The organism is Capnocytophaga sp. oral taxon 336 str. F0502, assembly GCF_000411575.1.
GTDB lineage: Bacteria > Bacteroidota > Bacteroidia > Flavobacteriales > Flavobacteriaceae > Capnocytophaga > Capnocytophaga ochracea.
This window is the reverse complement of sequence record NZ_KE150493.1, coordinates 78,611-102,957: the sequence shown is the minus strand read 5'-3', so window position 1 is coordinate 102,957 and position 24,347 is coordinate 78,611. Positions and strand designations below refer to the sequence as shown.

The following is a 24,347-nucleotide window of genomic DNA, read 5'->3' as shown; positions in this document are numbered from 1 at the left end:
TATTTTCTTCAGATTTTTATACCTCTTTTTAGCCAATTGATTTTCAGTTTAGTAACGCCTTATCTTCGGTTTAGCTTCGTCTTACCTTCGCCTTAGGTTCGCTTTAGGTTCGTCCAAAGTGGCTGAAAAGTAAAATATAAAAAGTAATAGAATAAACTGATTATTAGTATTTTAGCTATTTAAGGTGAAAAATAAGTACCTCCTAAAAAAGTTTGTGTTTTTCTCGTCCTTTTAGCATACTTTAACATTTTTTCAGCAATCTAAAAGTTCTATATCTCCTAATATACGTCTCACTCTTCATTTACAAATCTATTAATCTGTTAACTTGCTAATCTATTCTCCTCTCACTTTTTTAATAAGAAGCGGTTTGAGAATAGCTGTCCATAGCTTATAACCTTCGGCATTCATATGTAGGTTATCTTCTTTAAAGATATCGGTACGAAGATTACCCGCTTCATCGTACATTACTTTGGTGATATCAATATAAGTGTAACCTTGTGCAGTGGCGTTTTCCTCTAAAAGAGCGTTTACCAATAGCTGGTCTTTCAGCTGGTCGGCTTTGTGTTGTGAGGGTTTTAGCGATACCATAATCAGAGGCGTATTGGGGTAGTCTTTTTTGAGTTTGTCGATAAATATACGGAAAAGATCAAAGCACTTCACGGCATTTACACCTTCCTTATGATTGCCCAAATCATTTTCCACGTATAGCAAAATGCTTTTAGGGGTATAGCCTTTGGCAATAGTGTTGTAATTGTAAATCATATCGCGCAAAGTAGCCCCTCCGTAGGAACGACGAATGAGTTTCAGTGGGGCAAAATCTTCATAGATAGTATCCCACAGATTGATAGATGAACTCCCCAGAAAGAGTACGTCGCAAGAGAGGTCTTTTAAGCGTTTATTCTCCTTCTGATAACGATTGATATCGCCTTGATAGCGGGTAATCCAAGAAGTTTCGTCGCGTTGTTCAAACGGAATAACGGTTTTGATAAGGGTTGTAGGGGTTGCGGTTTGCGCACTCGCAAAGGTTGTTACTAATAGGAATAACAACAGTAATATTCTTTTCATTCGCTTAATTAATTTGTTGATGTTCAACTTTGCCAAAGTTATTATAGCCTCTCGTGCTACGAGCTCTGGCAAAGTTTACAATTTCTGTTTATATTTTAGGTATCAAAAAGGATACCACGCTGTTAGTGGGTACTTCATAAGAGAAATAGTACTTGCCGGTGCTTAGGGTCAGATAGGTTGCTTCTTTCTTTTTATTCAACAACACACAAGCCAAAGAGCCGTCGGGGTTCTCGAATGCGGTACATTGCACGTTGTCGTCGGTGGTTTTCTCAACGCCTATACGGGTCGCTCCCTGCTTGATGACTGCCGAAAGATGACTTATCACATAGTAGTGCGAATTGCGTTGCATTGTCTTATAATCGGATGTTTGGATATCAACCGCACCAAAACAAGTTTTGCAACCGCCTTCACGATTGGGAGCTCCGTGCTCGTCTAGCATTAAATTCCACACTATCACCGCCTTGCAATGATTGTTCAGAGTTTTGATACCAAGCTCTTGCATATCTTCGGTGAGACGGCGTTCAAGATTGCGACCATCGTTCCAAGTACCTATGGAGCTTTCTGTAAAGATGAGTTCTTTATTTGGGTATTGGTTATGAATGTTGCTCAATTCGTTAGGATTTCCCCCATAGTTATGGTAAGCAGCCCCCGCAACGTACTGAGAGGCATCGGTATCTTTATAGATATGTAAGGGGTATTGCTGTTGCGAAGGTATATTATCGTAGTTGTAGTTATGGTCGAAGAGGTAGATTTTAACCTCAGTGAAACCTTTGTCGCGCAGAGTTTTCCCTAAGGCGTTTTTGATAAAGGCGAGCTGTTCGTCCCATCCCATATACATAGAAGCCGAGTTGCCCCTGTTGAGGGGTTCGTTTTGTATAGTAATGGCATTGACGTTCAATCCATTGTCTTTCATCGCTTGCAACCATTTGGCAAAGTACAGCGCATAATCCTGATAGTGAGCAGGGTTCAGCTGACCGCTTGTCCATTGGTTATGAGGTTGCAAATCGGTAAGGTTATTGACCTTCATCCAGCGTGGAGGTGTCCAAGGAGAGCCAATAATCTGCTCTTTGGGGTTGATAGCGAGAATCTCTTTGAGTATAGGAATCACGTATTGCGTTTCCTCTTTGGTGAGGGCAAAATGCTCTATTCCCTTGGTATCGCAAAGAGTGTATTCACTTAGAGAAAAGTCGGAACAGCCGATGGATATACGCACAAAATTCTGCCCAAAGCCTTCAGTTTCGGAGAAGGTTTCGGTGAGGAACGCCTTTCTATCGGCGGGGGACATCTGCATCAAGTTATAACAGGTAGAACCTGTAATGGCAGCCCCGAAACCATAGATAGTTTGAAATTTTTCAGCAGGTTTTAGGGTGATACTATAAGATGCGTTAGGGTTTTTGATGAGCTTTAGGTCGGTTTGCTCTTTGTAGAATTCTTTTTGGCGATTGGCTGTAGTCAGCAATACGCTCACTTTACCTACCGATGGCTCAACAACAGGGGGAGGAGTAGGTTCCTCCCCTGTGTTGGATTTTTTCTGGCAGCTGCAGGAAGCGATGCTCCAGAGTATTACAAGTAAAAAAGACGGGAATAATTTCATTAGTAACCAGGATTTTGGGTGAGTTTTTTATTGTTTTCTAATTCAGTTTGTGGAATAGGATAAAGCACTGTGTTCTCGTTGAGCGGGTAGGTTTGTTTTAGTCTACCAGTATCTCTTGCGTTGAGAGAGTTCATTGTTTCAATGGCTTTATCGTTACGCACCAAATCGAACCAACGGAAACCTTCAAAAGCTAATTCAAGGCGACGTTCTTTGAGTACGGCTGCTTTCATTTGTTCTTTTGAAAGAGAAGAGGAAATAGCAGCAAGTCCTACCCTTGCGCGTACTTGATTTACTAAGGCAGCCGCCTGAGCGGTTTGACCTAAAGCGGCATAGGCTTCAGCTTTTAGCAAGAGGATATCGGCTAAACGCAACTTGATGATACTACTGCCTCCTGAACGTATTTTGTACATAAAAGGATAGTGTTCAGAAGGGTAATAATTTTTCCAAGAAGGTTGCCCCCAAACGATAGCTTGATCTTTGCGCACGGTATCACCTTCGGCATCGAAAGCAGCTATGAGGTCGCGTGAAGGGGTTACCCATTTCGCCCAATTGTAAGTGCTATTGGGGTTGGTGTAGTTTAAGCCGAAGAGCCCTGGTAACCACGTTTGTCCGCCTTGAGAGTAGGTAATCTCGAAGATAGACTCGGCAGAGTTACGCACTTTTACATCGGTTTTAGCATCGTTGATTTGAAATAAATCGGCGTAATTAGGCAAGAGAGAAAAGCCATCGGCTTCTACGGCTGCGCAATACTGAATGGTTTTGTTGTAATCGCGTATAGGTTTCTCGGCATATACGTGAGCTAAGAGTGCATTGGCAACTGCGCGACTAAAGAAGAACTTATCGTTAGCCTTCACAGCAGGAGCATCGACGAGAGCCTCCTCAAGGTTGGTGCGAATGATGTTGTACACCTCGGCAACTGAAGTGCGTTCAGGAAAGAGCAATTTGTAGGTTTCTTCTACATTTTCAGATGATATTTCAGGGACTTCGATAGGAGGAATAGGGACTGCTCCCCAAAAGCGCACCATATCAAATAAAAGCCACGCTTTGAGTATTTTAGCTTCGGCTTTCCACTGTTTGCGTTCAGTTGTTGTAAGCGAGGCATCGGGCACTTTATCTACATTGGCAATTACTACATTGGCTAAGTTGATACCTTCTAAGTATTTTTGCCAATCACGTTTGATATTTCCGTTAGATGCATCTTGGCTGTTCTGTTCTATAGAAGTAATCTCGACGCCAGAAGTACCTGCATAAGCGTTATCGGCACGAGTTTCGGTATTTTGGAGGAAGTCTAACGTCCAGAACTCTTGCGCGCTACCTCGTACGAAAGCATAGATAGCCTCGTAGCGGGTTTGCATTTGTGCTTTGGTTTCTATGGCAGAAGAGCTTTTGCCCTCGGCAGTTGTGTTTTTCTCGTTGAACTCCGAAATAGGGTCTTTATCTAAACTGCACGCCGTTAGTGCTACTAACGAGAGTGAAAGGTATATATATCTTTTCATTTTTGTATAGGTATTAAAAATCAATGTTTAAGCCAAAGATAAAAGTTTTGGTTTGAGGATAAGTACCCCAATCGATACCCATCGTAGGACCTGAAAGCCCTTGGTTTACTTCGGGGTCAAAACCTTTGTAGTTAGTGAGTGTCCAAAGGTTTTGAGCTGTGAAATAAGGTTGTATCTTGCGAATACCATATTTCAACAATTCCTCATTGGAAAGGTTATAAGCCAGAGTAAGTGTTTTGAGACGCAAATACGAACCATCTTCTACCCATCGCGAAGAGGCTTTGATGTTATCGGTACTTCTTACAGCACGAGGAATGTCGGTAATGTCACCAGGTTTTCTCCAACGGTTGAGTACTGCTGTTGATTGGTTTTTACCATCGTACATACCTTCAGTTTCTATGCGAGAAGCGTTGTAGATATCATTACCATAAGAACCTTGAAAGAAAACACTTAAAGTGAAGTTCTTATAAGTGAAGTCATTGGTAAGCCCAAAGGTGAAATCGGGGTTAGGGTCGCCTATATAAGTTTTATCGGACACTGAGATTTTACCATCACCATTGAGGTCTTTGTATTTGATATTACCTGTTTGAGGGTCTACACCTTCACTTATAAATCCCCAGAACTTGCCCAAAGGCTGCCCTTCGGTAATACGCACCACTTGTTCAGTAATAGCTTCGGAAGTGCTGGCGTAGTAATACACTTTTTGAAGGGTAAGTTTAGTTAGCTCATTGCGGTTGAACGAGATATTGAAGTTTGTATTCCATTCAAAATTACCTGTAAGGTTACGGCTATCCACAGAGAACTCTAACCCTTTATTGGTCATTTCGCCCTCATTGCGATAGATAGAAGGCACTGGTGAAGTAGCAGGAAGAGGCACATCCATCAATAAATCGGTAGTCTTTTTAAGGTAAGCGTCTACCGCTAAAGAAATACGGTTTTTGAAAAGCGAAAGGTCAAGCCCTATATTGCTTTGAGTAGTGGTTTCCCAAGTGAGGTTAGGGTTAGAGAATGAATTAGGACGCAGGGTTACCATTGCATCACCTTTGCCTGCCTCCCACCAGTTTTGGCGAGTGATAGAAAAGCGTTGCAAGTAGCCGTAATCGGATATACCCGCTTGGTTACCTGTTTGTCCCCAGCCACCGCGCAATTTGAGTTCGCTAAGCCATTCTACATTCTTCAAGAAGTTTTCTTGTGAGATACGCCAACCGACGGATACAGAAGGGAAGTACCCCCAGCGTTTTCCAGGTGCTAATTTTGAAGAACCATCGGCGCGGAAATTAGCTGTGAGAAGGTATTTGCTATCGTAGTTATAAGAAATACGACCTAAATACGACATAATCGCCCATTCGGCAGCACTCGAACCACTACCTTGTTCTATTTTATTGGCAGCATTGAGGGTTTTGATATCGGGTGTAAGGAAGTGAGAGGCATACAAATAGCTTTCGTTCCATTTAGATACCGTTCCTGAAGTACCTGCCAAAGCAGAAAGATTATGCTTGCCGAAACTCTTATCGAAGGTAAGCAAATTGTCGTAAGTCATCACAGTGTTGTTAGTACGAATATCGTCGGCAGTACCGAAGATCTTACGTCCATATTCGGCGAGTTTAGGGTCAGTCCAATGAGTTTGAGTGCGTCCTAAACGGTCGATACCTACTGTAGATTTGAACTTCAAGCTCGGCAAGAAAGTTACGATAGCCGATACGCTTCCTACCAAGCGATTGCTCTTAGAGGTATTGTCGGCATTACGAGAGATATTCTCTACAGGGTGAGTGAGGTTTGCTCCATAGAAATTGTAGTAATACCAACCTTCCTCACCGGGTTTATCGCTCCATATAGGGGCGTATTTAGGCGTATTGATTACCGAAAGCACTACCCCTGCACGGTTAGAGCCCGTACCGGTAATAATACCATTAGACGAGTAATCGGAATAGGATAGATTGGTTTCAAAAGTGAGCCATTTGCGCATTTTGGTTTCTAAGTTGAGGCGCACATTATAACGCTCGAAGAAAGAAGAGCGAATAACCCCTTCATCTTTAGAGTTCCCTGCTGAAATGTAATACTTGGTATTTTCAGTTGCATTTGAGAAAGAAAGCTGTGTATTGCGGATAATACTCTTGCGGAAGGTCTCGTCGAACCAATCGGTTTTGTCGGTAAGACCTGAAGGAAGAGTAACAGCACCTGTTTCGTCCATCAGTTCCTTGTATTGAGCCGTATTTAAGGATTCTATGCGTTTGGCTACTTGCGAGATACCCACATAAGTATTAACAGATACTTTAGGCTCGTTGCGTTTTCCGTGTTTGGTAGTGATAAGCACTACGCCATTAGCAGCACGTGAACCGTAGATAGCTGCTGAGGAAGCATCTTTAAGTACTTGCATATTCTCAATATCGGTAGGGGCAATCCCACTGATGTCTTGCACAGGGATACCATCTACTACATATAGAGGGTCGTTGGACGCGCTGATAGAGGTATTCCCGCGAATGCGCACTGCCAAGCCTGCGCCTGGAGCACCACTAGGTTGCACTACTTGGATACCCGCAGCACGCCCTTGAATAGCTTGAGCTGCTGAGGTTACAGGACGTTGGTCGAGGTCTTGGGTCTTTACTGAGGTGATTGCCGTGGTTACATCACCACGTTTTTGAGTACCATAACCCACTACTACTATCTCATCGAGGTCTTGGGCAACTTCAGAAAGTTTGACATTGAGCTGTTCACCTGTTACTTTTAAATCGAGGGTTTTGTAGCCTACAGAAGAAAACTCTAAAACAGCTCCTCGAGCTACTTCAGTAAGTGTATACTTACCGTCGAAATCAGTAGCTACGCCTTTGGTAGTACCTTTTATTACTACAGAAACACCAGGAAGAGGTGCTCCTTTGTCATCGGTTACGGTACCTGTTACTCTGCTGTATTGTGCTTGGGCAAAACCTACAAAGCCTACTAACAGTACCATCATTAGCATTAAATGTTCTTTGAGTACTTTCATAAAATAAAAACATTACGTTTGTTTAGTTGCTCCAAAAGTACAGCAAAAAAACACTTGTGCGTAATTGAGTATTAGAAAAGTACTACTTTCAAAAAATATCCAATTGAATATTAGTTAATTGAATTGTGAAAAAATCTTAAAAAAGTACTGAAATTTCACCTATTAATTACGTATTTTCTTCACTTTTTCTTCGAAAGTATCGCGTTCTCCTTTCGCTTTATTCCGTACTTTGGTGCGATAGTTGTACACTGTACGAAGAGAATAGCGCAAGAATTCGGCTATCTTATTACTATCGGTGATGCCTAAACGAATGAGAGCAAAAATACGCAATTCGGTATTCAGTAGTTCGCCTTTTTTAGGGAAGATTTGCTCTCCTTCTTCTAAAAGAGCATTGAAGTGGGTTACAAAATGCGGGTATATATTGAGGAAGATAGTATCAAAATTCTTGTAGAGAGCCTCTAATTCTTGTTCTACCACAGTGGTAGATTTTAACACCTTGGTAAGGTCGTCAAACTGATGTTTAGAAGCCTTTTTGTAGAGTAGTTTTCGGTAGTTTTCAATCTTATCGATATACGCTGAACAGAGGTTGAAGAAATGAGCAATATACTCTTCTTTAATAAGATTAGCCTCCTCGAGGTTGAGGTTTGCCTCTTCGAGGTTTTGGTTCATCTGTTGTAGGTCGGTGTTGAGTTTTTCGAGTTGCTGATTACTGTAAGAGAGTTCTTTACGTATCTTTATCAATCGCTTTACTTGTTTGTACACATATACCAAAGCGATAATCAGGGCTACTGATAACACACTGATGAGTACCAAATACAGTTGTAATTCTTTCTTTTGTTTGGCTTCTTTCTCTTGATAGGCGGTGTTGATGATGGAATAGAAAGAGGCACCTTCTTCGGCGCGGTGTCGCACATTGCAGAAGGCAGCATCATCTATTGCCATTTTGATAAACTGATAGGCTTTGCTTATATTCCCTCGTTTGTAGTAAGTAAGCGCTAAGCTCTGCAAGGAAGCGTTATCTTTGATTGCATTTTTGATGTCGGCGATAGCAGAAAGGACAAAATAGTATTCTTGAAGGTCGTCATTTCCTTTTTCTCGTTCTACAAGACCTAAATAATAAGCTATTATAGCACGTTCAGGTTCCTCTTCGGTAGTTTGAGGCAATAGTTGCTGAAACTGTTGCATAGCGCGGTTCTTGTCTCCTGTAAAGAACTCATCGATAGCACTGTTTACTTTAAAAGTAAGCGACTGTTTGTCTATGCACAATAATAAGGAATCACGGTAGCGGTTGGAGGCACTCAAATAAGCGCTATTATTGATGCTTTGCCCATAATGACTGCACAAGGCATAACACGAATCGTAATATTCACACAGTGATTTCTTGGGTAATCGGTGTTTATCGATAGCTTTTAGCAGTTGCAACGCTTCTATGTACATTCCTTTTACCGAATAGAGTTTAGAAAGTAAAATATGGGTTTCGTCTTGCTTTTCAGCATCGTTTAAAGCTATTGCTATTTGTTCGTTTTTCAGCAAATAGGCTACTGCCGAATCGACCTTAAATTTTCGGTATTCGGTATACAATTGTTTGTGCAGGTCGTATTTTTCTGTTGGTTGAGAGGCTTTTTTAAGAGCCTTTTTCAAAGAAGTAATACGCTGTTCTTTGGCTTGTATATAAGTGGCACTCTGCTCAATGGTTTGGTTGAGCCGGTGGAGTACAGCTTCTTTGTTCTCTTGTGCCACCGCTACATTCCTTCCCAACAAGAATATGATAAAGAGTGTGATATAGTTTTTCATAAGGTTTGTTTTTTAAAACTTTGGACATACTGCTCAATCAACTTTGCCAAAGGTCGTAGCACGACGAGCATTTAAAAACTTTGGCAAAGTGTAGCGACGCAAAAGCGACTTGATTATTCATCGTTATCTCAGAATTCTAATTCTGTTTGGGTGCCGTCGCTCTCATTTTCAGAGGGAGGAGGGGCAATTTCTTCATCGCCGAGGTCTTCTACGGGTTCCTCTTCTTGAGGTTCTTCGTAGGGGAGAGATTCAAGGGTGTTGATAGTTTTAACCTTGTCGGTAGTGAGCTGGTTGCCCAAGGCTTTGATGCCTTTTACACTGATGAACTCTTCTAAATTCACAGTAAGGTTCTCTTTCTCCTTGCCTTTTTCCTTCGTGAAGACCACCTCAGCCATAGGTCGCCAATCGGCAGAGACAAAGAGCAATTGCGATTTAGGATGTTCGGTAATGACTAACTCTTCGCGGTTTTCGTTCTCTACCACAAAGCGTTTTACAAACACGCGTTCTTTCTCGCCATCGTAGTAAATCACCGAAATAGGTTTCTCGGGTACCCATTTCTCCATTACGGCGATATTGTTCTCGAAATGCAGACTCAATTCGGGGATAATGGTCTTCACGACGCCCTCTTTGGTGATGAGGAGCATACGGTCATCGCCTTTGAAAGCGCCGAGTAGCGTGCCACGTTCTTCGGTGTTGAGGCGTTTTACAATATCGTCGAACCATATCTTGCGCGGTTTGAGGGTTGATACGCCTTTTTCTTTTAGCTCGATGCGCTTGATAGCGTATTTGCTCACGAGGTTTCCTTTCACGCCACGCCCTTTGATGAGGGTATCGGCAAAATCGATATCCCATCGCAGTTTGCGCAAAGTGCCTAACTGACGTAAGTTCACGGTTACCACTTCGGCTTCACCATTAGGGTTGGCTGTAAAATAGAGCACACGCGACTCTTTGTGTTGAGGAATGAGCTCGTACTTCTTATCGCGGGTAATACCCGTAACGTTGAAGCGCTTGATATAGGAGAAGCCCGTTTGTCCGTCCTTATAAATCATATTGTACACGGTGCGCTTATCATCTTTCTTAAAGACCGCTACGTGTATGATGTTTTTCTCTATATATTGTTTCTCAGCTACTTTGGTAACGTACATCGCACCGCTTTCGGTAAATACAATCACATCGTCGATATCACTGCAATCCCCTACATACTCATCTTTGCGCAAGCCTGTACCTACAAAACCTTCTGCTTTGTTCACATAGAGTTTGGTATTACGTACCACTACTTTGGTCGCCTCGATGGTATCGAATACGCGCATTTCGGTTTTCCGTTCACGCCCCTTACCATAAGTCTTTTTAAGGCGTTCGAAATGGGAAATTGCATAGTCGATAAGATTTGCGAGGTGGTTTTTCACTTCCTCGATATCGGCTTCAATTTTGAGGATATTTTCATCAGCCTTATAAGAGTCGAAGCGGGTGATGCGAATCATTGGTATTTGAGCGAGTTTAGCCAAATCGTCATCGGTAATCTCACGGATCAAATCTTTTTTGAAAGGTTCAAAACGCTGGTACAAGTACTCGTACAAACTTTCTCTATCGGTGTATTTCTTGAAGTCGATATACATCTCTTCTCTGATGAAAATCTTTTCGAGCGAGGCACTGTGCCATTGCATTTCGAGTTCAGAAAGTTCAATTTCGAGCTCTTGTTTGAGCAGACTTACTGTGCGGTCGGTACTGCGGCGCAACACTTCTGAAACGGTGAGAAAATGCGGTTTGTTGTCCTCAATCACACAGGTAATGGGCGAAATAGCTGTTTCGCAGGCAGTGAAGGCGTAGAGCGCATCGATAGTCTTATCGGGCGACGTGCCGTTGGGCAAGTGCACTAATATCTCTACATTGGCAGCTGTGTTATCGTCTACCTTTTTGATTTTTATCTTGCCTTTTTCGTTGGCTTTCAGTATAGAATCTATAAGCGAAGTAGTGGTGGTAGTAAACGGAATTTCGGTGATGCAAAGCGTACTCTTATCGAGTTGCGAAATCTTAGCACGCACCCGCACACGTCCGCCTCTTGCCCCATCGTTATAGCCACTTACGTCCATAATACCCGCAGTAGGGAAATCGGGGTATAACTCAAAAGGTTTATTTTTGAGGTAAGCAATGGAAGCCTCGATAAGCTCGATGAAGTTGTGAGGTAATATTTTGGTAGAAAGTCCCACGGCTATCCCCTCGGTACCTTGTGCCAAGAGGAGCGGGAACTTCACCGGCAAGCTGATAGGCTCCTTTTTACGACCGTCATAGCTGGATTGCCATTCGGTTACCTTAGGGCTAAAGACCACATCGAGGGCAAACTTAGAAAGGCGAGCTTCGATATAACGAGGAGCTGCCGCATCGTCGCCTGTGAGGATATTTCCCCAGTTACCTTGCGTATCGATGAGCAAGTCCTTCTGACCGATTTGTACAATAGCATCGCCTATACTCGCATCGCCGTGAGGGTGATACTGCATTGTATTCCCTACGACGTTAGCCACCTTGTTGTAGCGACCATCGTCTAATTCTTTAAGCGAGTGCATAATACGGCGTTGTACGGGCTTAAAGCCATCTTCGATTGCTGGTACAGCGCGTTCTAGGATTACGTACGAAGCATAATCCAAGAACCAATCTTGGTACATACCTGTGACTTTAATGATGCTATCTCCTTGTGGAGTAGTGTTTTGAGGTGTATTGTCTTCCATCGGAACAGATGTTGTTTAAAGTGCAAAAATAGAAAATAATTGGCAAATGACAAAAAATGGGATTTATGTAAAAAGTAAAAGATAAAAGGTAAAAGGTAAAAGGTAAAAGAAAGAGATGACGAATGACGAGTGACGAATGATGAAGGTAATGCGAAGGGGATTTCAACTTTGGCAAAGTATGTAGCGACGTAAAGGCAAAGTTAGAGCGAACGATGAGTGGCTCTACAGTGGCTCTACAGTGGCTCTACAGTGGGTCTACAGTGGGTCTACAGTGGGTCTACAATGACCAAAGAACGAACAAAAGACGGAGCGAGCTACACGGGCAGATGAAGAATAAACGAAAGAAAAGCGGAAATAGAAGGGAGAATAGGAGAAAAAGTATTGATATTACATCGCTCCAAAAAAGTATCTACCTTTTTTGGAGCGAATTTTATTATTGATTGTTAAAGCACTATTTTCTGTTTTTAATATTGTCGAGCATTGTTTTGAGTCTGGTGAGCTCTTCGGGATGGTTTTTTGCTACATTGTAGAGCTCCATTATGTCTTCTTTGAGGTCGTACAATCGGGGCTCAGGATAGTTGCCCAGATGTGTGCGAGTGAGGGGTTGATAAGAGGGGTTGTCGCTGGGGACTACATATTTCCAACGACCATCGGTGATGGAGAGCGCTCCCCCAGAGGCTATTACATAAGGGCGACCTTTCTTGTCCTTGCCTAAGAAAGCTTTGAGGTAATCTTCGCTATCGGTGGCTGCTCCTGCGGGTATCTCAGCACCAATAAATTTACTTAAAGAGGCAAAGAGGTCGATATGTGAAAGCAAAGCGTCGGAAGTACCTTTTTTCACTATCTTAGGATAGCGTACGATAAAGGGCACACGCGTACCTGCTTCGTAATTGCTGTACTTGCCTCCGTGGTTGTGAAAAGCTCCCCACGGACGATGTCTGCCTAAGAGCTCTTCGGCTTGATCTTGATAACCATCGTCTATCACAGGACCGTTGTCGCTGGTGATAATGATGAGCGTATTATCGTATAGCTTATTAGCTTTGAGGGCTTTTACGATTTCACCCACAGTCCAGTCGAATTGGAGAATTGCATCACCGCGGTAACCCATACCACTTTTGCCTACAAAACGCGGATTGGGGTAGCGAGGTACGTGTATGTCATTAGTACCCACATAGAGAAAGAAAGGTTGAGATTTGTGATTTTCGATGTATTTTACCGTTTTGGCTACAATGGTATCGGCGAGATGTTCGTCCGTCCAGAGTGCTTTGCCACCTCCTTTCATATAGCCGATACGCGAAATGCCGTTCACTATGGCTTGGTCGTGACCGTGGTGTAAGGAAGGTTTGAGCTTAGTGAGCAGTTCGGGGTTGTTCTTACCCGTAGGTTCACCTTCAAAAGGCAGGCTATAACTCACTTCGATAGGTGCTGAGGGGTCGTAATTGGCTACGCGTTGGTTTTCTATCCACACGCAAGGTACACGGTCGGCTGTGGCAGCCATTAGGCAGGAATATTCGAAGCCTATATCGGAAGGTCCAGGAGTGATAAAGCCGTTCCAATCCTGTTTACCGCGTTCGCCTCCTAAGCCCAAGTGCCATTTGCCAATAGCGCCAGTAGTATAGCCTGCTGCTTTGAACACATCGGCAATGGTGGTTTGCTCAGGACGAATGACCATAGCAGCATCACCAGGAGCAATACCAGTGTCATTGCGTCGCCAATTGTACAAGCCCGTGAAGAGTGAATAGCGCGAAGGTGTGCAAGTGGCAGCGGTGGAATGTACGTTCGTAAAGACCATTCCTTGTTTGGCGAGAGAGGCTACCTGCGGGGTATGAATTGTCTTTTCGCCATAGCAACTTAGGTCGCCATAGCCTAAATCATCGGCTACAATGATGATGACGTTAGGTTTTTGAGCATAAGTAGCGAAAATAAAGCTATAAAGGAGAAAAAAGATACAATGTTTCATAATTATAGGGTAGTGGTTTTTTGTAAAAGAAAAACACCTTGCAAAGGTATGAAAATAATTATACTTTCCAAATATAATTATACCTATATAAGGAAAATCTATCATTAAAGTATCTCAACCAATTAACTTTTATAGTACTTTTGCTAAAAATTTAAAAAGAAAATACTATGTTTACATTACCTAAATTACCGTATGCTTACAATGCGCTTGAACCTTATATTGATGCGCGTACAATGGAGATACACTATACTAAGCACCACAACGCTTATACCACGAACCTGAATACGGCTTTGGCTCCAGCAGGGGTAGAAGGCAAAACTATTGAGGAAATTCTTACCTCACTTGATATGAACAATGCTGCTCTTCGCAATAACGCTGGCGGTTTTTACAATCACAATCTTTTCTGGGAAGTGATGAGCCCTAATGGTGGAGGTAAACCTACAGGAGAATTGGCTAAGGCAATTGAAGAGGCTTTCGGAAGTTTTGAAGCTTTTAAAGAACTTTTTAGCAAGGCTGCGACTACTCGTTTTGGCTCTGGCTGGGCGTGGCTTTGTGTACACAAAGGAGGTAAGCTTGAGATTTGCTCTACTGCAAACCAAGATAACCCGCTAATGCCTAACACTGGTTGCGGAGGTTTTCCTATCTTGGGATTAGATGTGTGGGAACACGCTTATTACTTGCACTATCAGAACCGTCGTCCTGATTATATTGAGGCGTTTTTTAACGTGATTAATTGGGCGAAAGTTGCAGAACTTTACAACGCTCATAAATAAGTCGTAGCAGTCGTAGCACGACAGGCGTTTAAAATGCTAATGACTTATGAATAACAAGCAAATATGAAAAAAGCCGTGTGAGAATTTCCCATACGGCTTTTCATTGTATTATATAAATTTCTATTTGCTAAGTTTTGTTTTAGTAATTTTAGCGGCTAAGATTACTGCATTTTTAGCATTTACGATAGTACCTGTAGTAGAAAGGTCGGCGAAGTTCATTTCTTTGCGTTTTTTACCTTCATCATCATCTTCACCTACGAGTACTTTCATATCTACTTTTACACCAGACTCCATAATGATTTTCTTCACTTCGGCTGCACTGAGACTTGGGAAGTAAGAGCGCAACAAGGCTGCAACTCCCGCAACTTCGGGAGAAGCCATTGAGGTTCCTTGCAAAAACTCGTATTTATTCTCAGGAGTGGTAGAATAAATTTTTACCCCAGGGGCAAATACATCGACATTGCGTTTACCATAGTTTGAGAAAGAAGCTACTAAATTCTTGTTATATTCATAGTTCAAAGCCCCTACGGTAAGGAAGTTATCGGAGATTTCTTTCTTGTTTACTTCGTCGTTAGGATAAGTATCTTTCACGTCGATATCTTGAGAGTCGTTACCCGCAGCGTTCACGATAAGAACATCTTTAGAAGCTGCATATTTGATAGCGTCATACACCCATTCTTTGTGAGGAGAGAAAGCTTTACCAAAGCTGGTGTTTATCACTTTGGCTCCGTTATCTACTGCATAGCGCAAAGCAAGAGCGACATCTTTGTCGTACTCATCACCATCGGGGACAGCACGTACTGCCATAATGAGTACATTATCAGCAACCCCATTCATACCGATTCCGTTATTGCGTTCAGCACCAATGATACCTGCCACGTGTGTGCCGTGTAAGGCATCTTTGGTATTGGGACCTATTACGTTATTATTGCCGTAATACTTTTTGGTAAAGTCGTTTTCATTATCTTTTAAGATAGTTTTACGAGGTGAAAAATCAGGGTTGAGGTGATATTTCAATTTTGTATCGAAATACTCAATAGCGTCGTTGAGTTCTTTTTTGATATCACCAGAATTAGAGACATCTGCTAATAGCTGTTTCATAAACTGAATCATCTCGGTAGTGGGAGCATCGAAAGTTTTGCCTTTGGTAGCAGCATCGATGTCTTTGGCAGTATACACTTCTTTACCTGTGATTTTACGCAAGTTGTTATCGGCAAATTCAGTTATTTGGATAAGTTGCTCATAATAGCCTTTGCGTTTTTTAGTTTCGGCAGTTTCTTTATCGAATTCTTTTTTAGCATTGGCATAATCAGGATTTTTCTTATCCTTAGTTTTGTAAATACGAGTCATCTCGGTATTTTCTTGAGCGATATTACCGAGGAAGTTCCAGCCGTGTACGTCGTCTACATAACCGTTTTTGTCGTCGTCAATTCCGTTGTCAGGAATTTCTTTAGTGTTTACCCACACTACGTTTTTAAGGTCTTCGTGGTTGATATCCACACCGGAATCTACCACTCCTACGATTACTTTTTTAGGGGTAAGACCTTTGAGTAGGGCATAGGCTTCTTGCAAGTTCAGTCCAGGGAAGTTTTGTTTAAAACCTTCGTGAGGCCAACCTTTGAGGGTAGCATCATTGTAAGTTTTCTGAGCTAAAGATGTTGCGGGAGCTTTGTCCATATCGGCACTAACTTTAGTAGCCCGACAGCCCACAAATAGGAAAGTTGCTAAGGCAACCCAGATAAATGATTTTTTCATTCTATTAGTTAATTACGTATTTAAATTCTATAGATTTTCATCTTATAACAAAAACCGTGCAAAAGTACAAAAAATACTAATAACCAATGAATAATTAACATTTTTTATTTTTGTATTATTTTGCCGTTACCTCGTAAATACTGTCTTTGCTTACCTTGTAAAGGCCGTTTTCGTTTAACCATCTTCCTCCTTTTTGAGAAAAAAAGGTCTCATTAAGGGTGCGGACGTAAGTGCCAATAGGTACAAAAAGTTTTATTTTTACCTCTTGCCCCCGATATACATTTCCTTTGGCAATTTGGTAATAATAAGGAAAACTAATGTGATTCCCTTTGATAGTGAGCGGGTAGATGGGACTTTGGGCATTTTTTTTAGCTTCCACAGTATTGCTCCCACGAGCCGTTCTGATATATTGCAAATAGGGGACTGCGCCTTGCGGAAGGGTATCTATGAAAAAAGAACAATCTTTTACCATTAGGGTATCGGTATTGATGGGTATTATAGGGGAATTGAAGCCGTATTCTTTGCGTATCTTTTCCGCCACTAAGGTATCAGAAAGGGTGGTGAGGGGTATTTTTTCTTCCACATGTGTTTTTGTTATAAACTCCTTGCCCAATGTTCCTCCTACGGTTAGCAACCCGATGAGTCCTATCACAAGTGCCAACACATTGGCTATTACCCAAATTTTAGGAGTGCGAAAACTCTTAATAAAAAGTTTTAAACTGAGTAATACTACCACCGAAACAGGTAGCAAAAACAATAATATCAACGAGAGGTACAACAAAGAGCGTTGCCAAGTTGCCGTCACTATAAAGGGGAGAAAATCGTTAAGGGCAAGCAGACTAATGCTTCCGAATACGGTTATGCCAAATAAGGAGAGCACTACGGCTACTAAGGATATAAGCAATGGCAATAGTAATATAATTGCGATAAAGTAGAGTATTACTTTTAGTAAGACAGGGAAGCCATTCCTTTCAGGTTTTAGGGTTTCTTTGCCCGTAAAAGAGAAGTTGGAAAGGGTATCGATGGTTACGGCTTCACCTTTCATTTCTAACTTCTGAGCGGCTGTGCGTGCGGGAGGTACCACAGTCCAAAACACAATATACAAGAGCAACAGAGCGGAGGTAAAAAAGTGAAGAATGAAGATATTCACTAGTAAGACCAATAGAAAGAAGATGCGTACCCAAGTAACGTCGTATTGAAGGTAATGGGCTATGCCTGAGAGTACGCCACCGATTTTCTTATCATCGATATCGCGGTATAGCTTTCGCTCTTTCAAAGAAGAAAAGGTAAATTTGGTTTCAGCAGAAGAGGTTTCTTCACCCTCGACGTATTGTTCGGGACGACCTAATACTTCTATAAGATATTGCACGTCTTGACCAATTACTACTTCGCGCTCTTTAAGACGAACTTTGAGTAGTTCAGCCATACGCTGCTCTACATCGTAGAGAATTTCTTCTCTATCGGTATTTTGGTTCAAATGATTACGCACCTCATTGAGATAGTTATTGAGGGCATTGTAGGCGGTTTCTTCGATGATAAAAGAAAAACCACCTAAACTGATGTTTTTTATTTTGTCCATAATTTAAATAATTTTATCAATCATTGTTTGTAAATCACGCCAGGCTTTTACGGTTTCGTTTAGGAAGCGTCTGCCTGATTCGGTTAAGATGTAGTATTTACGAGGAGGCCCTGAAGTAGATTCTTTCCATTGATAGGTAAGTAGCCCGCTGTTTTTCAATCGGGTAAGCAAAGGGTATAACGTTCCTTCAACCACTATCATATCGGCTGTTTTGAGCGCCTCAATCAGGTCGGAAACGTAAGCTTCTTTGTTTTTGTCAATAATGGAAAGAATACACATTTCTAAGATGCCTTTGCGCATTTGTGTTCTTGTTTTTTCGACATTAAATTCTTCCATAGTTTTGATGTTTTTAAATTCGAGGCAAAGATACGACAAAAATAAGTATTATGCAATACATAGTACCAGAAATAATTAATATTTTTTAAATAGAAGTGCTTAAGTCACTGATTTATTGATAGAAAGAAAAGGTAAGAAAAAGATATATTTTTTTGGTGGTAGAGATGTATTTTGGGTATGGGGAGCTTATAGAGAGCTTATAGGAAGCTTATACGAATCTTGGACGATTGGTATAGGAAGGGTGTGTATAATGCACTATGTATGAGAGAAGTAGAGGGTGAAGAAAAACGATATTAAAAGTAAGTTTAATAGGGTGATAAAAGGTAAAAAGCTAGAAAAGGAATTGCTTTTGAAGGAAGTGTAATAAAAAAATGCCAAAGGTGTGAACCACACAGGCGGTTAACATCTTTGGCAAAGTTATGATTATTTGTAATTAAATTAAGCTTGTCCGGTTACACCAAAGAGAGGTATAGCGTGACGGTCGTCGCTATTGGTAATAGTGCCATTGGCTTGTTCAAACTTCTGAATATTATCATCTAAGGCGAATAGTAGGCGTTTGGCGTGCTCAGGGGTAAGAATAATGCGACTGCGCACTTTCCCTTTAGGCATCCCTGGCATTACGCTCACAAAATCGACTACGAACTCGGTAGACGAGTGGTTGATAATTGCTAAGTTAGAGTATACTCCCTTGGCAACCTTGTCGTCGAGCTCAATGCTCAACTGTCCTTCTTTTTCTTCTACTTCGTCCATTGTCTATCTCGATTTTTTCTTTTCTACCACGGGTTCTAAATCGGCTTTAGAGCCTACAATGATTTTCTCGTATTCTTTGAGTCCGGTACCTGCAGGGATACGGTGACCTACGATTACGTTTTCTTTCAAGCCGTCGAGGAAGTCTACCTTACCACTTACCGCTGCTTCGTTCAATACCTTCGTAGTTTCTTGGAAAGAGGCTGCTGAGATAAACGATTTGGTTTGCAACGAAGCACGAGTGATACCTTGTAGCACTGGCATAGCAGTAGCAGGAATCACATCACGGGCGATTACCAAGTTCTTATCGGAGCGTTTGAGTAGAGAGTTCTCATCGCGCAATTCACGCAGGCTCACTATCTGTCCAGCTTTTAAGTTTTCGGAGTCTCCGGCATCTTCTACTACTTTCTTACCAAACAAGCGGTCGTTTTCCTCGATAAAGTCGTCTTTGTGAACTAACTGACCTTCGAGGTAAAGAGTATCACCTGGGTCTTGGATTTCCACTTTACGCATCATCTGGCGGACGATAACCTCAAAGTGTTTATCGTTAATTTTCACCCCTTGCAAGCGATATACCTCTTGTACTTCGTTTACTAAATACTGTTGTACTGCCGATGGTCCTTTAATACGCAAAATATCATCAGGAGTTACAGAGCCGTCGGAAAGAGGTTTACCCGCACGTACAAAGTCGTTTTCTTGTACCAAGATTTGGCTTGATAATTTCACCAAGTATTTGCGTTCTTCGCCCGAGCGTGAGGTAACGATTACCTCTTTATTACCGCGTTTGATTTTACCGAACGATACTACCCCGTCAATTTCGGATACGATGGCAGGATTCGATGGGTTACGTGCTTCAAAGAGTTCGGTAACACGAGGAAGACCTCCTGTAATATCCCCAGCTTTGGCAGAGCTACGCGGTATTTTCACAAGCACCTTACCTTCTTCAATCTTGCTGTTGTTGTCCACCATAATGTGAGCACCCACAGGCAAGTTGTAAGAGCGGAGCGTTTCGCCATTCTTATCAGTGATGAGCAAGGTAGGAATCAACTTCTTGTTACGCGATTCTACAATCACTTTTTCTTGGAAGCCTGTTTGCTCGTCTATTTCCACTTGGTAAGTAACTCCCTGTTCGATATCTTCATAAGCGATTTTACCAGAGTATTCCGAGATGATTACCGCATTATAGGGATCCCATTGGAAGAGTAGAGTTCCTTTTTTCACCTCTTCTTTGTCTTTTACAAAGATGTGCGCTCCATAAGGAATATCGTGTGTTTGAAGTACCATTTTGGTAGTAGGGTCAAGCACGCGGAGCTCAGATGAACGCACTACTACGTCCACAGGGTTTTGTTCGTTGTCTTTACCACGAACTACGCGTAAGTCTTCTATTTCTAGTACACCGTCAAAACGGGCTTCAGTTTTATTTTCTTCTGATACGTTACCCGCAACCCCACCTGCGTGGAAAGTACGCAAGGTAAGCTGGGTACCTGGTTCACCGATAGACTGGGCAGCTACCACCCCTACGGCTTCCCCTTTCTGTACCATACGTCCGGTAGAAAGGTTGCGACCGTAACATTTTGCACAAATACCGTGTTTTGCTTCACAGGTAAGTGCCGAGCGTACTTCTATCATATCGATAGGAGCGGCTTCTATTTTGTCTACTATTTTTTCAGTAATTTCTTCACCAGCACCCACAATAAGTTCTTCGGTGAGAGGATTGTATACATCGTGGAGCGACACACGTCCTAAAACGCGCTCGCCAAGAGTTTCTACTACTTCCTCGTTCTTTTTGAGGGCACGTACTTCTACCCCACGCAAGGTTCCACAGTCTTCTGTATTAATAATCACGTCTTGCGATACGTCTACCAAACGACGAGTTAAGTAACCTGCGTCGGCTGTTTTCAAAGCGGTATCGGCAAGACCTTTACGGGCACCGTGGGTAGAAATAAAGTATTCGAGGATAGATAGTCCTTCTTTAAAGTTCGACAAGATAGGGTTCTCGATGATTTCACCACCCCCTACGCTCGATTTCTTAGGTTTTGCCATCAAACCACGCATACCGGTAAGCTGACGAATTTGCTCCTTAGAACCACGCGCTCCCGAGTCGAGCATCATATATACTGAGTTGAACCCTTGCTGGTCTGTGCTGATGCGTTTCATCGCCAATTCAGTAAGCTGAGCATTGGTAGATGTCCACACGTCAATCACCTGATTATAACGTTCGTTATTGGTAATGAGCCCCATATTATAGTTCATCATAATACCATCTACGAGTCCGTTGGCTTCGGCTATCATATCAGCTTTTTCTTGCGGAATGATGATATCCCCTAAACTGAACGACAATCCGCCTTTAAAGGCAAAACGGTATCCCATATTCTTGATTTTGTCAAGGAAGTCTCCCGTTACAGGAATGCTAGTAGCTTTGAGGATACGACCGATGATATCACGCAATGACTTTTTGGTAAGTACCTCATTGATGTAGCCTACTTCCAAAGGCACAAGCTCATTGAAGAGCACACGTCCAGTAGTAGTTTCTACTACGGGGTAATACACATTGCCATTTTCGTCGAGGTCACGCACTTTCACTTTAATAAAAGCGTTTAAGCTGAGCTTTCCTTCGTTATAAGCGATATTCACTTCTTCTGCTGAATAAAAAACTGAGCCTTCCCCTTTAATAGGATATTCAGGGGTAGACTTACGACCTTTGGTAATGTAGTAAAGCCCCAAGACCATATCTTGTGAAGGTACGGTAATAGGCGAACCATTCGCAGGGTTAAGGATATTGTGTGAAGCCAACATCAAGAGTTGTGCCTCTAAGATAGCCTCAGGACCTAATGGCAAGTGCACCGCCATTTGGTCACCGTCGAAGTCGGCGTTGAACGCTGTACACACAAGTGGGTGCAACTGTATTGCTTTCCCTTCGATGAGCTTAGGTTGGAATGCCTGAATACCCAAACGGTGCAAAGTAGGAGCACGGTTCAGTAGTACAGGGTGACCTTTAATTACATTCTCCAAAATATCCCATACTACGGGCTCTTTCTTGTCAATGATTTTCTTAGCTGATTTCACCGTTTTCACAATACCGCGCTCGATGAGCTTACGTATTACAAACGGCTTATAGAGTTCGGCTGCCATATTCTTTGGCAAACCACATTCGTACATTTTGAGTTCAGGACCTACCACAATTACCGAACGTGCTGAATAGTCTACACGTTTACCGAGGAGGTTCTGACGGAAGCGCCCTTGCTTACCTTTCAATGAGTCAGAAAGTGATTTAAGCGGACGATTAGACTCTGTTTTTACAGCTGATGATTTACGTGTGTTGTCGAAAAGTGAATCTACCGACTCTTGAAGCATACGTTTCTCATTGCGCAAAATCACATCAGGCGCTTTGATTTCCATCAAGCGTTTTAGACGGTTATTGCGAATAATTACACGTCTGTAAAGATCGTTAAGGTCGGAAGTCGCAAAACGTCCCCCATCAAGTGGTACCAACGGGCGCAATTCAGGCGGAATCACAGGAATCACCTTCATTATCATCCATTCAGGCTTGTTCTCGCGGTTTCTTTGAGATTCGCGGAACGCCTCTACCACTTGTAAGCGTTTAAGAGCTTCAGTTTTGCGTTGTTTAGAACTTTCGTTATTAGCTTTGTGACGCAAGTCGTAAGAAAGTGCGTCTAAATCCAAACGTTCTAAGAGTTCAAGAAGACACTCAGCCCCCATTTTAGCGATAAACTTATTAGGGTCAGTATCTTCTAAATATTGGTTATCAGCAGGAAGACTCTCAGTAATAGCGAGATATTCTTCTTCTGAAAGGAAGTCTAAGTATTGTAAATCTTCACCTTCTGGTCCTTTGGCAATACCTGGTTGGATAACTACATAGCGCTCGTAGTAGATAATCATATCCAACTTTTTCGAAGGAAGCCCTAACAAATAACCTATTTTGTTAGGTAATGAGCGGAAATACCAAATGTGAGCGATAGGCACCACAAGGTTGATATGTCCTACTCTTTCGCGGCGTACTTTTTTCTCGGTTACTTCCACGCCACAACGGTCGCAGACGATGCCTTTATAACGAATGCGTTTGTATTTACCACAAGCACATTCATAGTCCTTTACAGGACCAAAAATACGCTCACAAAACAACCCGTCGCGTTCAGGTTTGTGAGTACGATAGTTGATAGTTTCAGGTTTAGTAACCTCACCGCGTGAAACGGCTAAGATAGATTCAGGAGAGGCCAAACCAATCGAAATCTTATCAAATTTAGGAACAGCTGTATTTTTTTCTCTTGCCATATTATTTATGGTGAATATAATAAATTTATCGGGCTTCATAGAGGTCTCCCCACGAAGCCTATTTACAAAATATCGTGCAAAAGTACAACTATTTTTTAAAATAGCAATTATTTTTTCGTAATATTTTTAGAAGAATATTTTAAGAGGTTGATAGTTAGTAGCATAAAATTTATCGAAGTCTTAAACTTTTACACTTTCAAAGTTTCTACTCGCCTGTCCTGCTACTATTTTTGCCAAAGGTTCTAATTTGCTTGTCGTGCTATGCCCTTTCTCAAAGTTGAAATTTCCTCCGTATTACCTTCATCATTCGTCCTTAGTCTCTCGTCACTTGTTCCTTTTTTTATCATACTTTCCCCTAGTGCCTATGCCCTAAGACCTCACACTTTCCCATTTACTAATTTTCTAATTTGCTAATTTTTTAATTATTTCTTCTCCTTTCCGTCGCTATATCCCCCCTCTCCTTGGGAGAGGGACGGGGTGAGGATTCCTCTTTCTTTCGCCTCGAAACCCCGTTTTTACCATTTTTTGCATCGCTGTATTATACTATGAGTCAATCACTTATATGCCCTTCCTATACCAATCGTCCAAGATTCGTATAAGCTTCCTATAAGCTCTCTATAAGCTAACCCCACCCTCCTTACACCCTTTTTTCATTAAAAAGCCCCTTAGTCTCCTTCTGAAAATCTTCGTTTCCTTCCGAATTCTCCAACCATTGCCCAACGCATCGCTTTTTCATCTCAAACTTTGCCAAAGTTGATTATTTCTGATATTATTGGTATTATTTGGTTTTATTGGCATTTATCTCATTTTCTCATTTCCTAATTTTCTCTGCCTGTCGTGCTACGACCTTTGGCAAAGTGGACAATGCATATTAAACACTAAAATAGTGAAATACAAACTTAGGAAATTGGTCACTAAGGTTGTAATATCCTTTGATGACGGCAAAATATTCTTGATCATCCCACAAGTGAGCTTCTATTCCCACAGCGGTATCATCATTATTGAAGTTATACACCTTTAAATTCACCCCTCCACCTTCTTTTTTATCCATTTCTTCTATAGGAAAGAGGTGCAATACGCTTTTATCTTCTACAAAGTCAAACATTTCATAGATTTCTTCTAAAAATTCTCCCGAAATATCAAACTTTTCAGCTAATACTTGGGCATCTTCAGCTTTATAGGCTTCTAAAAAGTCGGTAAGGGTGTGGTAAATTTCTGTTTTAAGGGCTTGTGTAATTTCCATATAGTG

Annotated in this window: 14 protein-coding genes; 1 reads left to right on the top strand and 13 read right to left on the bottom strand. The window is 41.9% G+C overall.

Translation table 11 applies throughout. The features are described from left to right. Positions 1-333 precede the first annotated feature (333 nt). From HMPREF1528_RS11170 to HMPREF1528_RS11140, 7 genes are all read right to left on the bottom strand, one after another. Positions 334-1,065 (bottom strand): GDSL-type esterase/lipase family protein, encoded by a 732-nt coding sequence (locus HMPREF1528_RS11170; RefSeq protein WP_016479836.1) that lies wholly within the window; start codon positions 1,063-1,065, stop codon positions 334-336. A gap of 88 nt (positions 1,066-1,153) precedes the next feature. Next, entirely contained in the window at positions 1,154-2,659 is a 1,506-nt protein-coding gene (locus HMPREF1528_RS11165; protein WP_016479835.1) for a glycoside hydrolase family 30 protein, read from the bottom strand. Then, a complete protein-coding gene (locus HMPREF1528_RS11160) occupies positions 2,659-4,155 on the bottom strand; it encodes a RagB/SusD family nutrient uptake outer membrane protein (RefSeq protein WP_016479834.1) in 1,497 nt (498 codons plus the stop codon). Before HMPREF1528_RS11160 ends, HMPREF1528_RS11165 begins: the two co-directional genes overlap by 1 nt. A gap of 13 nt (positions 4,156-4,168) precedes the next feature. Then, positions 4,169-7,138, bottom strand: a complete 2,970-nt coding sequence (locus HMPREF1528_RS11155) for a SusC/RagA family TonB-linked outer membrane protein (RefSeq protein WP_016479833.1) — start codon at positions 7,136-7,138, stop codon at positions 4,169-4,171. Positions 7,139-7,300: 162 nt separating this feature from the next. After that, entirely contained in the window at positions 7,301-8,932 is a 1,632-nt protein-coding gene (locus tag HMPREF1528_RS11150; protein WP_016479832.1) for a DUF6377 domain-containing protein, read from the bottom strand. A 128-nt stretch (positions 8,933-9,060) separates the two neighbouring features. Beyond that, entirely contained in the window at positions 9,061-11,655 is a 2,595-nt protein-coding gene (locus HMPREF1528_RS11145; protein ID WP_016479831.1) for a DNA gyrase/topoisomerase IV subunit A, read from the bottom strand. Between the two features lie 451 nt (positions 11,656-12,106). Further along, on the bottom strand, positions 12,107-13,720 hold the full coding sequence (locus tag HMPREF1528_RS11140) for a sulfatase-like hydrolase/transferase (protein WP_016479830.1): 1,614 nt from the start codon (positions 13,718-13,720) through the stop codon (positions 12,107-12,109). A 62-nt stretch (positions 13,721-13,782) separates the two neighbouring features. On the opposite strand from HMPREF1528_RS11140, the gene HMPREF1528_RS11135 reads away from it, so the two are divergent. Next, complete coding sequence (locus HMPREF1528_RS11135; protein ID WP_016479829.1) at positions 13,783-14,388, top strand: superoxide dismutase; 606 nt, start codon at positions 13,783-13,785, stop codon at positions 14,386-14,388. A gap of 120 nt (positions 14,389-14,508) precedes the next feature. Here the strand turns inward: HMPREF1528_RS11135 and HMPREF1528_RS11130 are convergent, their stop codons facing one another. From HMPREF1528_RS11130 to HMPREF1528_RS11105, 6 genes are all read right to left on the bottom strand, one after another. After that, a complete protein-coding gene (locus HMPREF1528_RS11130; RefSeq protein WP_016479828.1) occupies positions 14,509-16,143 on the bottom strand; it encodes a S8 family peptidase in 1,635 nt (544 codons plus the stop codon). A gap of 115 nt (positions 16,144-16,258) precedes the next feature. Continuing rightward, positions 16,259-17,722: a PspC domain-containing protein gene (locus HMPREF1528_RS11125; RefSeq protein WP_016479827.1), complete on the bottom strand. Its 1,464-nt coding sequence runs from the start codon at positions 17,720-17,722 to the stop codon at positions 16,259-16,261. Between the two features lie 3 nt (positions 17,723-17,725). Continuing rightward, positions 17,726-18,058: a PadR family transcriptional regulator gene (locus HMPREF1528_RS11120; protein ID WP_002673691.1), complete on the bottom strand. Its 333-nt coding sequence runs from the start codon at positions 18,056-18,058 to the stop codon at positions 17,726-17,728. Positions 18,059-18,496: 438 nt separating this feature from the next. Beyond that, positions 18,497-18,808: a DUF3467 domain-containing protein gene (locus HMPREF1528_RS11115; protein ID WP_009418481.1), complete on the bottom strand. Its 312-nt coding sequence runs from the start codon at positions 18,806-18,808 to the stop codon at positions 18,497-18,499. A 3-nt stretch (positions 18,809-18,811) separates the two neighbouring features. Further along, entirely contained in the window at positions 18,812-23,098 is a 4,287-nt protein-coding gene (gene rpoC / locus HMPREF1528_RS11110) for a DNA-directed RNA polymerase subunit beta' (RefSeq protein WP_009418470.1), read from the bottom strand. Between the two features lie 871 nt (positions 23,099-23,969). Continuing rightward, the gene (locus HMPREF1528_RS11105) at positions 23,970-24,341 is read right to left on the bottom strand and encodes a hypothetical protein (RefSeq protein WP_016479825.1); all 372 of its coding nucleotides are present in this window, start codon (positions 24,339-24,341) and stop codon (positions 23,970-23,972) included. Positions 24,342-24,347 lie beyond the last annotated feature (6 nt).

Excerpts from the sequence above, each read along its gene's own strand:
- HMPREF1528_RS11170 (WP_016479836.1), bottom strand. The coding sequence starts at position 1,065 with ATGAAAAGAATATTACTGTTGTTATTCCTATTAGTAACAACCTTTGCG.
- HMPREF1528_RS11165 (WP_016479835.1), bottom strand. The coding sequence starts at position 2,659 with ATGAAATTATTCCCGTCTTTTTTACTTGTAATACTCTGGAGCATCGCT.
- HMPREF1528_RS11160 (WP_016479834.1), bottom strand. The coding sequence starts at position 4,155 with ATGAAAAGATATATATACCTTTCACTCTCGTTAGTAGCACTAACGGCG.
- HMPREF1528_RS11155 (WP_016479833.1), bottom strand. The coding sequence starts at position 7,138 with ATGAAAGTACTCAAAGAACATTTAATGCTAATGATGGTACTGTTAGTA.
- HMPREF1528_RS11150 (WP_016479832.1), bottom strand. The coding sequence starts at position 8,932 with ATGAAAAACTATATCACACTCTTTATCATATTCTTGTTGGGAAGGAAT.
- HMPREF1528_RS11145 (WP_016479831.1), bottom strand. The coding sequence starts at position 11,655 with ATGGAAGACAATACACCTCAAAACACTACTCCACAAGGAGATAGCATC.
- HMPREF1528_RS11140 (WP_016479830.1), bottom strand. The coding sequence starts at position 13,720 with ATGATAGATTTTCCTTATATAGGTATAATTATATTTGGAAAGTATAAT.
- HMPREF1528_RS11135 (WP_016479829.1), top strand. The coding sequence starts at position 13,783 with ATGTTTACATTACCTAAATTACCGTATGCTTACAATGCGCTTGAACCT.
- HMPREF1528_RS11130 (WP_016479828.1), bottom strand. The coding sequence starts at position 16,143 with ATGAAAAAATCATTTATCTGGGTTGCCTTAGCAACTTTCCTATTTGTG.
- HMPREF1528_RS11125 (WP_016479827.1), bottom strand. The coding sequence starts at position 17,722 with ATGGACAAAATAAAAAACATCAGTTTAGGTGGTTTTTCTTTTATCATC.
- HMPREF1528_RS11120 (WP_002673691.1), bottom strand. The coding sequence starts at position 18,058 with ATGGAAGAATTTAATGTCGAAAAAACAAGAACACAAATGCGCAAAGGC.
- HMPREF1528_RS11115 (WP_009418481.1), bottom strand. The coding sequence starts at position 18,808 with ATGGACGAAGTAGAAGAAAAAGAAGGACAGTTGAGCATTGAGCTCGAC.
- rpoC (WP_009418470.1), bottom strand. The coding sequence starts at position 23,098 with ATGGCAAGAGAAAAAAATACAGCTGTTCCTAAATTTGATAAGATTTCG.
- HMPREF1528_RS11105 (WP_016479825.1), bottom strand. The coding sequence starts at position 24,341 with ATGGAAATTACACAAGCCCTTAAAACAGAAATTTACCACACCCTTACC.